General features: G+C 61.9%; 13 protein-coding genes and 1 pseudogene. 11 read left to right on the top strand and 3 right to left on the bottom strand.

The window, feature by feature from the left end; translation table 11 throughout:
• Positions 1-16: 16 nt before the first annotated feature.
• The 3 genes from NKI52_RS07445 to NKI52_RS07435 all read left to right on the top strand — a co-directional run bounded on the left by NKI52_RS07445 (position 17) and on the right by NKI52_RS07435 (position 2,670).
• On the top strand, positions 17-1,534 hold the full coding sequence (locus tag NKI52_RS07445) for a hydrogenase large subunit (protein ID WP_352690536.1): 1,518 nt from the start codon (positions 17-19) through the stop codon (positions 1,532-1,534).
• Positions 1,535-1,546: 12 nt separating this feature from the next.
• Entirely contained in the window at positions 1,547-2,077 is a 531-nt protein-coding gene (locus tag NKI52_RS07440) for an NADH-quinone oxidoreductase subunit B family protein (protein ID WP_352697498.1), read from the top strand.
• Positions 2,078-2,412: 335 nt separating this feature from the next.
• Positions 2,413-2,670, top strand: coding sequence for a hypothetical protein (locus NKI52_RS07435; protein ID WP_352586693.1), 258 nt, complete (start codon positions 2,413-2,415; stop codon positions 2,668-2,670).
• Between the two features lie 174 nt (positions 2,671-2,844).
• Here the strand turns inward: NKI52_RS07435 and NKI52_RS07430 are convergent.
• Together NKI52_RS07430 and NKI52_RS07425 are read right to left on the bottom strand one after the other, a co-directional pair.
• Positions 2,845-3,099 (bottom strand): annotated as a pseudogene (locus NKI52_RS07430) (FAD-dependent oxidoreductase); the annotation flags it as partial.
• A gap of 98 nt (positions 3,100-3,197) precedes the next feature.
• Entirely contained in the window at positions 3,198-4,529 is a 1,332-nt protein-coding gene (locus tag NKI52_RS07425; protein ID WP_352697496.1) for a PQQ-dependent sugar dehydrogenase, read from the bottom strand.
• A 341-nt stretch (positions 4,530-4,870) separates the two neighbouring features.
• Between NKI52_RS07425 and NKI52_RS07420 the strand changes: the two genes are divergently transcribed.
• Positions 4,871-5,830, top strand: coding sequence for a DMT family transporter (locus NKI52_RS07420; RefSeq protein ID WP_352469816.1), 960 nt, complete (start codon positions 4,871-4,873; stop codon positions 5,828-5,830).
• Between the two features lie 68 nt (positions 5,831-5,898).
• Here NKI52_RS07420 and NKI52_RS07415 read toward each other — a convergent pair whose 3' ends face one another.
• Positions 5,899-7,095 (bottom strand): ROK family transcriptional regulator, encoded by a 1,197-nt coding sequence (locus tag NKI52_RS07415; protein WP_352697494.1) that lies wholly within the window; start codon positions 7,093-7,095, stop codon positions 5,899-5,901.
• Between the two features lie 143 nt (positions 7,096-7,238).
• Between NKI52_RS07415 and NKI52_RS07410 the strand changes: the two genes are divergently transcribed.
• The 7 genes from NKI52_RS07410 to NKI52_RS07380 are packed head-to-tail and all read left to right on the top strand — an operon-like array spanning position 7,239 to position 14,156.
• Positions 7,239-8,504 (top strand): ABC transporter substrate-binding protein, encoded by a 1,266-nt coding sequence (locus tag NKI52_RS07410; RefSeq protein ID WP_352697492.1) that lies wholly within the window; start codon positions 7,239-7,241, stop codon positions 8,502-8,504.
• 57 nt (positions 8,505-8,561) lie between these two features.
• Positions 8,562-9,500 carry a carbohydrate ABC transporter permease gene (locus tag NKI52_RS07405; RefSeq protein WP_352697490.1) on the top strand — a complete coding sequence of 313 codons (939 nt, stop codon included), beginning with the start codon at positions 8,562-8,564 and terminating at the stop codon, positions 9,498-9,500.
• Positions 9,493-10,425 carry a carbohydrate ABC transporter permease gene (locus NKI52_RS07400; RefSeq protein WP_352697488.1) on the top strand — a complete coding sequence of 311 codons (933 nt, stop codon included), beginning with the start codon at positions 9,493-9,495 and terminating at the stop codon, positions 10,423-10,425. Before NKI52_RS07405 ends, NKI52_RS07400 begins: the two co-directional genes overlap by 8 nt.
• A 10-nt stretch (positions 10,426-10,435) precedes the next feature.
• Complete coding sequence (locus NKI52_RS07395) at positions 10,436-11,533, top strand: ABC transporter ATP-binding protein (protein WP_352454145.1); 1,098 nt, start codon at positions 10,436-10,438, stop codon at positions 11,531-11,533.
• Positions 11,534-11,537: 4 nt separating this feature from the next.
• Positions 11,538-12,311, top strand: a complete 774-nt coding sequence (locus tag NKI52_RS07390) for an SDR family NAD(P)-dependent oxidoreductase (protein WP_352454144.1) — start codon at positions 11,538-11,540, stop codon at positions 12,309-12,311.
• 37 nt (positions 12,312-12,348) lie between these two features.
• The gene (locus NKI52_RS07385) at positions 12,349-13,347 is read left to right on the top strand and encodes a sugar phosphate isomerase/epimerase family protein (RefSeq protein ID WP_352697487.1); all 999 of its coding nucleotides are present in this window, start codon (positions 12,349-12,351) and stop codon (positions 13,345-13,347) included.
• Positions 13,344-14,156, top strand: coding sequence for an SDR family NAD(P)-dependent oxidoreductase (locus NKI52_RS07380; protein WP_352448128.1), 813 nt, complete (start codon positions 13,344-13,346; stop codon positions 14,154-14,156). The genes NKI52_RS07385 and NKI52_RS07380 overlap by 4 nt, the downstream gene beginning before the upstream one ends.
• Positions 14,157-14,318: the final 162 nt, after the last annotated feature.

Below are 14,318 nucleotides of genomic sequence, written 5' to 3'. Positions count from 1 at the left end.
AGAGGAGAGAAAGAGCATGCCCGCGCTGATCGACCTCATCCTTGCTGGCCAACGTGTCGAATATCATTTCCCGTGGTCGCGCGCCGTGGTGACTCCGAAAAAATGGGGCTTTGCCGTCGAGCAACTGGCCGAGGGCCACTGGAGCTTGCTCGGCCTATGGGGTGAGCCAGGCGCCGTCCACATGGCACTTCTCGATGAAAGCGCCGGGGACATCGGCGTCGTCAGCCTGGAATGCCCCAGTGGCCGCTACCCATCGGTCGGCCGGCTGCATCCGCCCGCACTGCGGCTCGAACGTGCGGCTGCTGACCTGTTCGGGCTCCTGCCACAAGGCGCGCCTGATACGAGACGGTGGCTTGATCATGGCCACTGGGGTGTCAGCTATCCGTTGAGTACCCGCGTCCGGACGTCTGCTGCGACTGCCTTCCCGTACAGTTTCCTGCCTGCAGAGGGGGAGAGCCTGCATCAGATCCCGGTCGGGCCCGTGCATGCCGGCATCATCGAGCCGGGCCATTTCCGGTTCACGGCGAGCGGTGAAACGGTCGTCCGGCTGGAGCAGCGCCTCGGATACGCGCACAAGGGTATAGAAGGCCTGATGGCGGGGTCCGACATCGACCGTGCAGCCAAATTGGCGGGCAGAACCTCTGGCGACAGTACCGTGGCATACTCCCTCGCTTTTGCCCGCGCGGTCGAGGCGGCGCTGGGTGTCCAGGTTCCCCCACGCGCGGTCTGGCTGCGAGCGCTCATGGCCGAGTTGGAGCGCCTGGCCAATCATCTGGGCGACATCGGCGCTATCTGCAATGATGCCGCCTTCGCGCTCATGCATGCCCACTGTGGGGTGCTGCGTGAGCGCGTATTGCGGGCAAGCGATGCTGCCTTCGGTCATCGTTTGATGCGCGACTGCATCGTGCCCGGAGGCGTGGCAAGCTTCCTGAGCGATGAGGGCACGACAGCGCTCAGGTCCCTGATCGCAGAGATCAGGCAGCGGTTTCCCGCGCTGGTCGAGCTTTACGACAACACGGCGTCGCTGCAGGATCGGACTGTCGCAACTGGCCGGCTGAAGGTGGAACTCGCTCGTCAATATCGCGCCGGAGGCTACGTTGGCCGGGCCTCCGGTCGGGACTTCGATGCCCGACGCAATCTCGCTTATCCACCCTATGGCGAACTCGCCTTCGATGTACCTCTCCTCCAGGAAGGCGATGTGAACGCCCGTGTATGGATTCGTATCCACGAGGTCGAACAGAGCCTGTCCCTGATCGAACAAGTCCTGCGACAACTGCCAGACGGGCCGATCCGCGTCGATTTCGCGCAGACAAACCGATCGCATGAAGGCATGGCGCTCGTCGAAGGTTTCCGCGGCGACATTCTGGCCTGGCTGCGCATTGGCAAGGGCGGCTTGGTCGAGCGCTGTCACCTCCGTGATCCGTCATGGTTTCAATGGCCGCTCCTTGAAGCGGCGATCGAAGGAAACATCGTTGCCGACTTTCCGCTGTGCAACAAATCGTTCAACTGCTCTTATTCGGGCCATGATCTCTGAAGGCACGCTATCATGCGCAAGCTTCTTTTTGAAAGCCTGATACGCCCCCCTCTCACCGAGCATCCGCCGTTGGCAAGCAGCACGGCAGTCGACGAACTCGCACGCGCGCTCGATGGGGCTGCTCACAAACGATTGGGGCGAAGCCTGTCGATCCGGGCGGTCGATGCCGGTTCCTGCAACGGCTGCGAACTTGAGATGCACGCGCTGAACAACGCCTTCTATGACATCGAGCGTTTTGGGATCCGGTTCGTCGCATCACCGCGCCATGCCGATGTACTGCTCGTCACCGGGCCGGTCACAAAAAACATGCGCGAGGCATTGAAGCGGACCTACGACGCAACACCCAACCCAAAATGGGTGGTCGCACTGGGAGATTGCGCAGGCTGTTTCTCCGGCAGCTATGCGGTGGTGCGCGGAGTGTCCGAGGCCTTGCCTGTCGATCTGCACATTCCAGGTTGTCCGCCGCCGCCAATCGAAATTCTGAAAGGCCTGCTCGCCTTGCTTGAGGGCGTGAATTCCAAGACTGGTGCTGCCCGAAGGTGACTATGTAGAGGCTTTGCCAAGGTTGGCCTTGTCGCTGCATAGATCCAACCAATGCGTAGCCGTGAGTTTAAGGGCATCAGCCAACCTCTGTCCCAAACTTGGAAGGCGCTCGGCGGCGAGAACGGCTAAAACGCCTGCTTTTTCGCCGGCAGCCCAGCGCTTTCGATCGAAGGGGAACCCGTTCCCTAGTCCGAAATGGTTACTTGCGCTGCAGCTAATGTAGTTACAATCTTGTGCAGTCGGAAGCTGCATGGGCCGGCCAGGCGCGAGTACCGTCTTCGCCGGCGTCTCAAGGCAGTCGACCACACGTTTGCGGTGCTCTAAGGGGGAAATCAATGAGATTGACGATTATTTGTGCGGCAATTGTGATGGCCGTATCCACCGCCGCCGTTGCACACGAGAAAAAGAGGGTGGTCAGTACAGCAGTAACGTCGTGCTGCGCCGACCTGTCGGGCAGCACGATCAAGAAAAACAGGGAAACAAAATTGGACTGCAGTTCAACCGGAACTGTCTCCAGCGCGATTTCGAAAGACAAATCGGAGCCGCGCCTGGGATATGAAACGGTTAATCCTGCAATCATATCGATCTATTAGCTGAGGAAATACCAGGCAGGTCTATCGGCGCTCAGGCTTCGGGAGCAGGGCCTGGACCGACTCGCGGCCATTGCCTGCGGACCATATTCAAGCATCGATCAAGTCGGACGCCGCCGCGAAATCAGCCGTTAATCGCTTGGTGGCGGCGCTCGGCCTCATTGCGCATGCCTGCGCTCAATGTTTGATGCGGTCACGCATTGCGTACCAAAGCATGCCGAGCACATAGAGCGGGCCGCGCAGCGCCGTGCCGCCGGGGAACGGCAGCGGGCTTAGGGTCGAAAACAGATCGAGCCGCGAAGCATCACCGGTGATCGCCTCAGCGAGCAGCTTGCCCGACAGCGTCGACAGGATCACCCCCTTGCCCGAATAGCCATGCGCAAAATAGACGTCGCCATAGCGACCGACATGCGGCAGGCGCGATGTCGTCACCTGGCATTTGCATCGAAATCGCAGCCGAATGCAGCCATATCGGGCGTGGCGCAGTAGCCGAAGGCTGGTGAGGTCGGAATCAGAAAGGCCACCTGCGCTCAACGGCCATTCGCCCGGCGGACCCGCCAGATGACATTACCGACGTCGTCGGCGACGAGCAGTGCGCCAGTCTGATCGATAGCGACGCCGACCGGCCGGCCCATCGCCTCGCCATTACGCCCGATGAAGCCAGTGAGCACATCTTCCGGTGGACCGCTCGGTTTGCCACCATGGAACGGCACGAAGATGACCTTGTAGCCGCTGTGCACGCTTCTATTCCACGAGCCGTGCTGGCCGACGAAGGCGCCGTTGCCGTAGGCCGGACCGAGCCGCGCGCCTTTGGAGAAGGTCAGTCCCAGCGAGGCGGTATGAGAGCCCAGGGCGTAATCGGGCTTGATCGCTGCCGCCACGAGATCGGGGCGCTGCGGCTTGGCACGTTCGTCGACGTTCTGTCCGTAGTAGCTGTAGGGCCAGCCGTAGAAAGCGCCGTCACGAACCGAGGTCATGTAATCCGGCACAAGGTCGTCGCCGATCTCGTCACGCTCGTTCACGGCGACCCAAAGCTGGCCAGTCTCAGGATTCCAGGAGAGCCCGTTCGGGTTGCGCAGGCCCGAGGCGAAGACCCGAGTGCGGCGGGTAGACCGATCCACTTCAAGGACAGCGGCGCGGTTCTTCTCCGCGGCTATGCCGTTTTCTCCAACGTTGCTGTTGGAACCAACGGTGACATAGAGCTTGCGTCCATCCGGAGTTGCGATCACGTCCTTGGTCCAATGATGGTTGAGGTCCCCGGCCGGCAAGTCGATGATCTTTTCCGGCGACGTGCTGACTCGGGTCTGGCCATTGGAGTAGGGGAAAGCGACCAGCGCGTCGGTATTCGCGACAAAGAGTTTGCCTTTGGACAGCGTCATGCCGAAGGGCGAATTGAGGCCTTCCGCGAACGTCGTGCGTACATCCGCAATGCCGTCGCCATCGGTGTCGCGCAGGAGCGTGATGCGGTTGGCGCTTTTGGTCGCGGCGCCAGCCCGCTTCATAGCCAGGTCCATGAAGACCTTTCTAAGACTGAAGCCTTCGTCATGCTTGGCAGGGGCATTGGTTTCAGCAACCAGCACGTCGCCGTTCGGAAGCACATGTAGCCAGCGCGGATGATCGAGGCCGGTGGCGAAGGCGTTCACTGTCAGCCTCTTCGCCGGGGTCGGCATACCTTCTTTCTGCCAGCCTTTCGCCTCGGCGATGTTAACAGTCGGGATCAGCGTCGGTCTTGGTTTCGGTAAAGTGGGGTTGGGGCCATAGCCGGTTATTGCACCAGTTTTTTGCGCCGGAATGCCAGCGCAGCTCGCCATGACGGTGCCCAACACCGCTACGAGTACGCTTCCTGGGAAGCCGGCATGCATCGGACGTCCTCCGCATGGATTTGTGTCGCGCTCTTTGTGCAAACGGAAGTCAGTGGCTTATTCTTCCAATTGCCTCGAAACAGCGGCGCTCGTGATCCCAGGGCCAGGAATTCGCGACAGATCTGCGCTCGGTAGAAATATGGCGCGAGAAGATTGTGGCAACCGCGCGAATATCTGTCGCGCAATATGAATCATGGGCCAACATGCGTTCGAATGGAAGGAGACCGTGAACGGCGGGACCCACAATGACCCACCGATTGCACCAGCTGGTGAAACAGCTGTTGTTGCTGCTTAGCAAGACGCTGCAAATCTGCTAAAGTCTGCGGTGGGAGGAGACGGATATCCAATCGCTGCCGATAGCACATCCAAGTGTAGCGAAGGCGACACCCGGCGCATCACTTCCGCTCGCCTATTCCCTCGCGACGCTCTGCTGGCTCCTGTCGGCCGGCGTCTATATCGCCGCCAAGTGGGTTGCCCCCGAGATGCCGCCTTGGGCGCTCTGCTTCTGGCGGCTGACGCTCGCGTGCGCGATCCTGCTGCCTATCGTCCATCGTCATCACGGGGCGATGCTCGTGCTGATCCAATCCCGGGTGATCGAGGTGCTGGTCATCGGCACTATCGGGCTAACCTTGTGTCAGGGCATGATCTACACGGGCCTCAACTACACCAACGCGACAACCGCCGGCATCATCATGGCGCTGTCGCCGATCATGACCATGGTGCTTGCCCGCTTCGTGCTCGGCGAGCCCCTCGGTGTCTGGAAAGCGCTTGGAGCGCTGGTCGCTCTGGCCGGGATGGTGGTGATCGTGGCGCGCGGCGACCTTGCCGCGCTGATGCAGCTGCAGTTCAATCCCGGCGAGTTGTGGATCGTCGGCAGCGCGTTTTGTTGGGGCCTCTATACCGTGCTGCTGCGTCGCGCCAAATTCGCTATCGAGCTTCTGCCGATGGTGGTCCTGCTGCTGGGAGCCGGCGCGCTGGCGGCACTGCCCTTCTATCTCTGGGAACTGTTTTCCGGGGATCGTTCGGCACTGCATGCGAACGGCCTTCTGGCTCTCGCCTATGTTGCCGGCCCCGGCGGCGCTCTGATGTACTATCTCTACAACCGTAGCGTCGAGACGCTTGGTGCGGGGCGCGCCAGCATGCTGCTCTATCTCCAGACCGCCTTCGTCGCCGTTCTCGCTTATCTGGTCCTTGGCGAAAGCTTGCACGACTACGATCTCGCCGGCGCCGCCTTCATCATCGCCGGCCTGCTGCTCGCCACCGCGATCAAGCCGAGGCAGCGCACGGTGCGTGTCGCGTAGGCAAACATCAGTTCCGCTGCTTCGGCGAGCAGCTCGCAAAATCAGAGCGCCACCCGAAGCAAGCCGGGTCACTGAAGCCGGCTGTTGTGGCGCAGCACGAGGCCGACCGCGCCGAGCAATGCATCGTTCTCCGTGTGCTTGCCAACGATTATCCGCGTGCGCAGCGCAGGCGCCACATCGCGGGACTTGATGAGCGTGTGGCGTTCATATGATGCGATCAGTGGCGCCAGGAGAATGTCGCCCGCCAAGGCCATGCGGCCGCCGATGATGATGAGCGGCGGATTGAGAACCGAACCGATCAGGCCAAGGCCACGGCCGGCGAACTCGGCGGTGTCCTCGATCATCCGCAGCGCCCTCACGTCGCCCTGCTCGGCCATCATGATCACGTCGTCCATCGTGACCGACCGCCGCACGATGCGCGAAATCTGCTCGAGCGGTCCGGCAAAGCTGGCATAGAGCTCCAGGCATCCTCGATTGCCGCACCGGCAAAGCTCGCCGCCGGGATCGATGCTAATGTGCCCGAATTCGCCGGCGCCGCCGGCGATGCCGCTCACCAGCCGGCCATGTTGGACAATGGCCCCGCCGACGCCCAGATCGATCTTGAACAGCACGAAATCGTCCTGGCCGACGGCCGCGCCCCACATCAGCTCCGCAATGGCCGAGCAGTTGCTTTCATTGTCGGCGAAGATCGGCTGTTCGAGAACCGGCCCGAACACATCGCGGATGTTGACCCCGGCCCAGGTCGGAACGATACTCGCGCGCAGCACCACTCCTTCGCGGCTGACTGGGCCCGAGACGGAGACCCCAACCCCCAGGAGCCCCGCCATCGGCAGACCGTTCTCTTTGTAGCATTGGGCAATCACTGACTTGGCGAGCTGGGCCGCCTGTTGCGGCTGGTAGTCCAGACCCATGGGGATAGTTTGTTCGGCAATGAAAGAATGCGAAACGTCAGCGACGACGCACCGCATCTCGTCGAGGGCCAGATGGATGCCGACGCAAGTGCCTGCGGCGGGATTGAGCGTCAATGTCATGGCAGGCCTGCCGATACCCCTGGCCGAGTCATGATGGGCCGAGGATTCGATCACCATCCCGGACTTTCTCAAGCCGTTGAGCGCGGTTGAAACCGTCGACCGCGCCAAACCGGTAATGCGGGTAATTTGCGACGCAGAAAGCACGCCGCGCTCGCGCAGGCATCGGACGATCAGGCTCTCCGGCGACGCGGACGGCCTGTCGATCAGCCAATTTCTAAGCGAAGGTTTGTTCATGATGGGCACAAAGCACGTTGACTGATAGCCCAAATATGTCATCTTGGAAAGAACGGAGATTACTGAATCTCGCCGGCCACGACCTCAAATCGCGGGCCACAAGCGGTCGATACGAACCGTGCATCACATATGGGAGTGAAACGATGAAATACCTGAGGACGGCCTTTGCGGCCGCTACCGCCTTCACCTTGATTACCGGAACAGCCCTCGCGGAGCCGAAGACCAACCTCTTGCATCAATGGGCCACCGGATCGGACGCCCAGGCTATCGCCAAGCTCGGCGAGATGTTTACCGCCAAGGGTGGCACCTGGCAGCAGACCTCCATCGCAGGCCATACGGCCAATACCCTGGCCAAACTGCGTGCTGATGTGATCGCCGGCAACGCACCTCCCGCTGTGCAGCTCAAAGGCCCCGAGATCGCCGAATGGAACGAGACGGGCATGACAGCCAATCTCGACGACCTGGCGAAGGCGGAAAATTGGGAGAAGGTCGTCGCTCCCGAATTGCTGCCGGTGATGAAGCCGACCGGGAATTGGGTGGCCGCGCCGATGAACATCCACCGCATCAACTGGCTGTGGGCATCGCCGAAGGTCATGAAGGACGCGGGCGTCACCGAGATGCCGAAGACATGGGCGGAATTCAACGCCGCCTGCGACAAGATCGTGGCCAGCGGCAAGATCTGCATTTCGCACTCGACCGCCGACTGGACCGACTCGACCGTCTTCGAAGTGGTCGTGTACGGTCAGGACCTCGATCTCTACAAGAAAGCTTTCGTCGAGGGTGGCGTCGATGCCATGCGCAGCGACGGCATGGTCAAGGCCTTCGAGCAGTTTCGCACCATGACCTCGAAGTACATGGACCCCGGCATGAACGGGCGTGACTGGGATACCATGTCGCATCTCGTCGGCCGCGGCGAGGCCGCCTTCCACATCATGGGCGACTGGACGATCGGCCTGCTGACGGCCGGCGGCTTCAAGGAGGGCACCGACTATGTCTGCGCTCAGGCGCCGACCGATTGGGGCAAGCCCGGTTTCATCTTGAATTCAGACTCCGTCGTGTTCTTCAAGCAGAAGGACCCGGACTATATCGAGGGACAGAAGCTGCTTGCCAGCATCATCCTGTCGCCCGAATTCCAGACCATTTTCAATCAGACCAAAGGGTCCATTCCGGCCCGCCTCGACGTCGATCTTTCGAACGGCTTCAATCCCTGCCAGCAACTCTCGCAAAAGGATCTGCAAGCCTCGATCGCCGCCGGCACGCTCGTGCGTTCGATGGCGCACAACATGACGGTTCCGCAAAAGGTCCGCGGCGCAATAATGGATAGCATCACGGAGTTTGTAGCAACGCCGGATATGAGTGCGCAGGACGCGGCCAATGCGATGGCGGATGCGGCCGAAGCGCAGAAGTGACGCTGCCGATGATGGCCGGGGGCGAAGCTCCCGGCCAGACCTCGCCGGAGCAGCCCGATGTCCACCCATGATCTGATTGTACCAGCCGCAGCTGCCGCGGCCCGTCCGTGGCGCGAGCGCCTGGGCACGATGGTGCCCATTCTGGTGCTGGCGCCGTCGATAGCGGCGAGTTTCATCTATGTTTTCGTCTTCACGCTCTGGACACTCTACATCTCGCTGTCCAATTCGTCGCTGTTGCCGACCTATGGGTTCGTCGGCCTGGACAATTACGCTTCGCTCTGGGCAAACCGGCGCTGGAACATCGCCTATACCAATCTCTTCCTGTTCAGCGGCTTCTATATCGTTGGCTCGATGGCCGTTGGCCTGCTGCTCGCGATCGCGATCGACCAGCGCGTCCGCGGCGAGGCGGCTTGGCGCACCATCTTTCTCTACCCGTTGGCGGTGTCCTTCATCGTCACCGGTACGGTGTGGAGCTGGCTCTATAATCCTGTCGACGGTATCCAGGCCTTCGTTCGCGGGCTTGGCTGGACCGACTTCAGCTTCGCCCTGACGGCCAACCGCAACACTGCGATCTATGCGGTGATCATAACCGGTATCTGGCAGTCGTCCGGCTTCGCAATGGCACTTTTCCTGGCCGGTCTGCGGTCGGTCGATCCGGATCTCGTCAAAGCCGCGCAAATCGACGGCGCGTCGGTTTTCCGGACCTATCGGAGGGTCATCCTGCCAACCATCGCTCCGATATTCCTGGCGGTGGCGGTCATTCAGATACAATTCGCCATCAAGACCTTCGACCTGGTGGCGGCGTTGACGCGAGGCGGCCCAGGTGTGTCCACCACCTTCCCCGCCATCTATGTCTACGACCTGATGTTCCAGCGCGGCCAAATCGGCGAGGGTGCCGCCGCGGCGATGATGATGCTCGCGGCGGTCGCGGTGGTGCTGGTGTCTTACTCGTTGTGGATCGTCTGGCGCCGGCGGGCGGAGGGCCGCAATGGCTGAAATTGCTCCCGATGCCAGCTTTGATCCGGCCCGCCCCAATCCGACCGGCTTTGATCCGGAAGCTGCCGCCGCCACGCGCCGGCATTTCTGGAGCCGCTTCCTTGTCTATGCCGTGCTGACGCTTTTCGCGATCGTCTATCTCGTGCCGCTACTGGTGGTGATCTTCAACTCATTGCGCGAGCAGTCGGAGATTGCCCGCAACGGCCTCATCTCCGTACCGCGCAGCTTCCGGTTCGATGCGTGGGCGCAGGCCTGGGGATCCTACTGCGTCAGCGGTACCTGCGAGGGCATGAAGCGCAATTTCTTCAACTCGCTGGCGATGACGATCCCCGCCACCATCATCTCGACCATTCTCGGCGCCATGAACGGCTACATCCTCTCCAAGTGGCGTTTCAGGGGTTCCGAAATGATCTTCAATCTGATGCTGCTCGGCGTATTCATGCCCGGCCAAATTTCGCTGATGCCGTGGGCGTTCCTGCTCGGCAAGCTCGGCCTGACCAATTCCACATACGGGCTGGTGTTGATCCACGTCGTCCAGGGCATCTCGTTCACCACCCTGTTCTGCCGCAATTTCTACGTCAGCATACCGGACGACCTGATCAAGGCGGCACGCATCGACGGCGCCGGCTTCTGGCGGATCTTCCGCAAGATCATCCTGCCCCTGTCGCCGCCCATCCTGATCGTCACCGTCATCTGGCAGTTCACCGGCATCTGGAACGAGTATCTGTTCGGCGTCGTCTTCACATCGGGCCAGCAGCAGCCGATTACGGCGGCGTTGGTCGCGCTCACGGCCGGCGGCACGACCGCGCGTGCTTACGATGTGATGAGCGCAGCCGTGCTGATCGGCGCGTTGCCTCCGCTGCTGATCTATCTGTTTGGTGGAAAATACTTCGTGCGCGGCCTCACCCAGGGCGCCATAAAATGAGGCGTCGCCGATGTCCGCGTTGATGATCCGCAACCTTCACAAGAGCTACGGCTCGCTCGAGATTCTTGCCGGCATCGATCTCGAGGCTAAGACCGGAGAATTCGTCGCCCTTGTCGGCCCGTCGGGTTGCGGCAAGTCAACCTTGCTCGCCATGATCGCCGGACTGGAAACCGTCACGTCGGGCGAGATATGGATCGGCGACCGGCTGGTGAACTCGGTGCAACCCAAGGACCGCGATATTGCGATGGTGTTCCAGTCATACGCCCTCTATCCCACCATGACGGTGCGCCAGAACATCACCTTCGGCATGGAGAGCCGCGGCGTGCCAAAAGCGGCGCAGGCGGAAGCTGTCCAGCGGGTTGCCGCACTCCTGCAGATCGAACAGCTGCTTAAACGCAAGCCCGGCCAGCTCTCGGGGGGCCAGCGGCAGCGCGTTGCGATGGGGCGTGCCCTCGTGCGCGACCCGAAGCTGTTTTTGTTCGACGAGCCCTTGTCCAACCTCGACGCCAAGCTGCGCGTCGACATGCGTACCGAAATCAAGAAGCTTCACCATCGCGTCGGCAAGACCACGGTGTATGTCACCCACGATCAGGTCGAGGCGATGACGCTTGCATCCCGCATTGCGGTGATGAACCAGGGCTCGGTACAGCAGTTCGACACGCCGAAGCGGATCTACGACCGGCCGACCAACATGTTCGTTGCCGGTTTCATGGGATCGCCGGCGATGAATTTCATTCCCGCCCGGCTTACGGGCTCGACCAGCATCTCGGTACGCGCCGCTGACGGCAGCGACGCCAGCCTCGCCCTTGCCGCGCCGATGCCCGCCGGTGCGCCACAGGACGTCGTGCTCGGTATCCGGCCGGAACACATCTACCGTTTCACGACCGATCTGAAGTCGCGCAAACCTGCTGTGGCGTCCATGCAGGCGCCGGTCGAATTGGTCGAGCCTACCGGGGCCGAGACGCTTGCCGTGCTCAGGCTGGGTGACCTGGAGATCACCGGCCGTTTCGAGCCGGATGACGCTCCCGTCATGGGCGAGACGATAACGCTAGGCATCGACATGTCGCGTGCCTGTCTGTTCGATCCAACAACCAAGGCGCTTCTGTAGTTTGATGTCCGTACAATTCGCGACTTATCCGAGCTTGACCGATCGGGTCGTGCTGATCTCCGGCGGCGCCTCCGGCATTGGCGCCGATATGGTCCGCGCCTTCGTGGCGAACGGCGCCCGGATAGCCTTTCTCGATGTGCAGGACGAACCAGCGGAGGCGTTGGTGCGCGAGCTCGCTGGTGCCGCCGGGCAGGCTCCGTTATATCTCCATTGCGATGTGACCGACGTCGATGCGCTAAAGGCGTCGGTAGCAGGCGTGCGCGCGCGGCTTGGTCCGGTCGCCGTCCTGGTGAATAACGCAGCCAATGATCAGCGCCATCCCATCGACGCGGTAACGGCCGACTATTGGGACCGCAGCTTCGACGTCAATCTGAGGCATCACTTCTTCGCCGCGCAGGCAGTGCATCCGCATATGAAGGAACTCGGCTTCGGCTCGATCATAAACTTCTCCTCCATTGCCTGGCGGTTCGGAGCGGACCAGATGGTGGCCTATGCCACCGCCAAGGGGGCCGTGGTGGCGCTGACGCGTGCGTTGGCGCGGTCGTTCGGACCGGATAACATCCGCGTCAATGCGATCGAACCCGGCGCCGTCATGACCGAGCGGCAGCGCGAGCTGTGGTTCAAGACGCAGGAGGCAGTCGACCAGACGGTGCAGCGGCAATTGATTCGCCGCGTCCTGCTGGGCGAGGAGATTGCACGCACCGTGCTCTTCCTGGCGGCCGACGACAGCCGCATGATCACCAAACAGTCCATAACCGTCGATGCCGGTCTGCGCTAGTGACGCCTCTCCGCTCTCCATTGGAACCGCCAAGCTGATGTTTCGTCTCGGCCTCAACCCTTACGGACTGACCTACTATCTCGGCCTGCAGGGCCGCGGCACGCCGCGGCACAATCCGGACGGCGTGGGGCTGGAAGGCTTCATCACGCTGGCGCAGGAACTGGGCGCACGCACGCTCGAGATCTACGAACCCTGGTTGACCGACTTGACTGACGCCGAAATCGTCGCCCTGCGCAGGCGTCTTGCCGCGCTGGACATCGTCCCGGTGGTGAGCGGCGGACTTCTAGTGGCAGGTCCGCTGGACAACGCCTTTCGGGCTGCGCGCCTGCTCGAGGCGACGACGATCCGTATCGCACTGACGCCTGTCCTGTGCGGCGACCGCAATGCGTGGGGTCCGAAATGGAGCGAGTTCAACGCAACGATTCGCGCTGCCTTGACGGAATGGGGGCCGCGTGCGGCGGCCGAGGGACGCGTGCTCGGCATCGAGAACCATCAGGACTTCGGCAGCGACGAACTGGTTGCGTTCTGCGAACTCGGCGGGCCGGGTGTCGGCATCACCTACGACACCGGCAACACCTTTCCTGTCGGCGAGGCGCCGCTTGCCTTCACGCGCCGGATCGCGCCCCATGTCCGCCACGTTCACCTCAAGGACTATCGCGTCCAGTTCACGGATGAGGGCTACCGCCTGGTCCGCTGCGCGATCGGCGACGGCGCCGTGCCTTTCGCCGAACTGGCAGCCATCCTTGGCGAGCACCACGACACGCTGACGGCGGTGCTTGAGCCCGGCGCGCTGGAGGCCCGTCACGTTCGCTGTCTCACCGACGACTGGTGGAACGGATATGCGCCGAAGACCGCCCGCGAATTCGCGGCCTGCCTGAGTGCTGCGCGCCTGAACCGCCTTGCGGACGACGCCGACTACCGCACGCCATGGGAGCGCGATGATGACGGTGCGCTCGTTTCGTACGAGCTCGACATGATCCGGCGCAGCGCCGCCAACATGAAATTCGATTTCATTGCAATGGAGAAATCAGCATGACTGCCCGAGAACTCAGCGGCCTGACCGCCTTCGTCACCGGCTCGGGACGCGGCCTCGGCCGCGTGATGGCCGACCGCTTGGCCGAACTTGGCGCAAACGTCGCGGTCCACGACCTCGATTGGGCCCGGCCATCTCAATATGGCGAATTCGCGGACCTCGGCGACTCTGCCAGGGGCTTGGAGAAGCATGGGACGCGCATCACCGCGGTCACCGGCAACATCGGCGACAAGCAAGCTGTCGCGGAAATGAAGAGGAAGATCGAGGCGGAGCTCGGCGACGTGCACGTCTTGGTAAACTGCGCCGGCGGCGACATCGGCGCCAAGGGCGTAAAGCCCAATCCCAACAACGCACTGGACATCGACTACGAAGACATCAAGGTTCTAACCGAGAACAACCTCATCGGCACGATGCTGGTCTGCCAGGCGTTCGTTCCGCCGATGGTCAAGCGTGGCTCAGGCTCGGTGATCAACATCGCCTCGGCGGCAGCGCATATCGGATGCTCGCCCGAGGTGGTCTACTCGACGCTCAAGGCGGCTGTCGTCCATTATACGCGCTGCCTCGCCAAGGAACTGATCGACGATGGCGTACGCGTCAATGCGGTGAGCCCCGGCGCCACCAAGACGGCACGGTTCCAGGCGAGCCGCGTGGTCGATCCGCAGCGCATGGATTCGAGCAAGAAATCGCTGAACCGGTATGCGGAGCCTGAAGAGATCGCCGAAGCGGTGGCCTTCCTCGCCGGTCCGCGCGCGCGCTTCATCAACGGGCAGGTAATCCGAGTCGATGGCGGTTTCACGATCTTTCCAGGTTAGGCCGCGATCGTCCATACCGGGTACCGGAAGCAACTTCGCCATCGCGCGCTGTAAATAGCTCCGCCCGAGTTCGGCCAGAACTATGCACTGCATTACAGTCGGAGCTTGACAAAAACTGCGGTATAGCGGGTATATTAATCGAATAATATGACACCATCCATT

Origin of the sequence: Mesorhizobium sp. M0590, from assembly GCF_040320905.1 — a bacterium.
GTDB lineage: Bacteria > Pseudomonadota > Alphaproteobacteria > Rhizobiales > Rhizobiaceae > Mesorhizobium.
Note: the sequence above shows the minus strand (reverse complement) of the source record. Positions and strands in the feature narration are given on the sequence as shown.

Bases quoted from the DNA above. Each gene is read 5' to 3' on its own strand.
- NKI52_RS07445 (WP_352690536.1), top strand. From the start codon at position 17: ATGCCCGCGCTGATCGACCTCATCCTTGCTGGCCAACGTGTCGAATAT.
- NKI52_RS07440 (WP_352697498.1), top strand. From the start codon at position 1,547: ATGCGCAAGCTTCTTTTTGAAAGCCTGATACGCCCCCCTCTCACCGAG.
- NKI52_RS07435 (WP_352586693.1), top strand. From the start codon at position 2,413: ATGAGATTGACGATTATTTGTGCGGCAATTGTGATGGCCGTATCCACC.
- NKI52_RS07425 (WP_352697496.1), bottom strand. From the start codon at position 4,529: ATGCATGCCGGCTTCCCAGGAAGCGTACTCGTAGCGGTGTTGGGCACC.
- NKI52_RS07415 (WP_352697494.1), bottom strand. From the start codon at position 7,095: ATGAACAAACCTTCGCTTAGAAATTGGCTGATCGACAGGCCGTCCGCG.
- NKI52_RS07410 (WP_352697492.1), top strand. From the start codon at position 7,239: ATGAAATACCTGAGGACGGCCTTTGCGGCCGCTACCGCCTTCACCTTG.
- NKI52_RS07405 (WP_352697490.1), top strand. From the start codon at position 8,562: ATGTCCACCCATGATCTGATTGTACCAGCCGCAGCTGCCGCGGCCCGT.
- NKI52_RS07400 (WP_352697488.1), top strand. From the start codon at position 9,493: ATGGCTGAAATTGCTCCCGATGCCAGCTTTGATCCGGCCCGCCCCAAT.
- NKI52_RS07395 (WP_352454145.1), top strand. From the start codon at position 10,436: ATGTCCGCGTTGATGATCCGCAACCTTCACAAGAGCTACGGCTCGCTC.
- NKI52_RS07390 (WP_352454144.1), top strand. From the start codon at position 11,538: ATGTCCGTACAATTCGCGACTTATCCGAGCTTGACCGATCGGGTCGTG.
- NKI52_RS07385 (WP_352697487.1), top strand. From the start codon at position 12,349: ATGTTTCGTCTCGGCCTCAACCCTTACGGACTGACCTACTATCTCGGC.
- NKI52_RS07380 (WP_352448128.1), top strand. From the start codon at position 13,344: ATGACTGCCCGAGAACTCAGCGGCCTGACCGCCTTCGTCACCGGCTCG.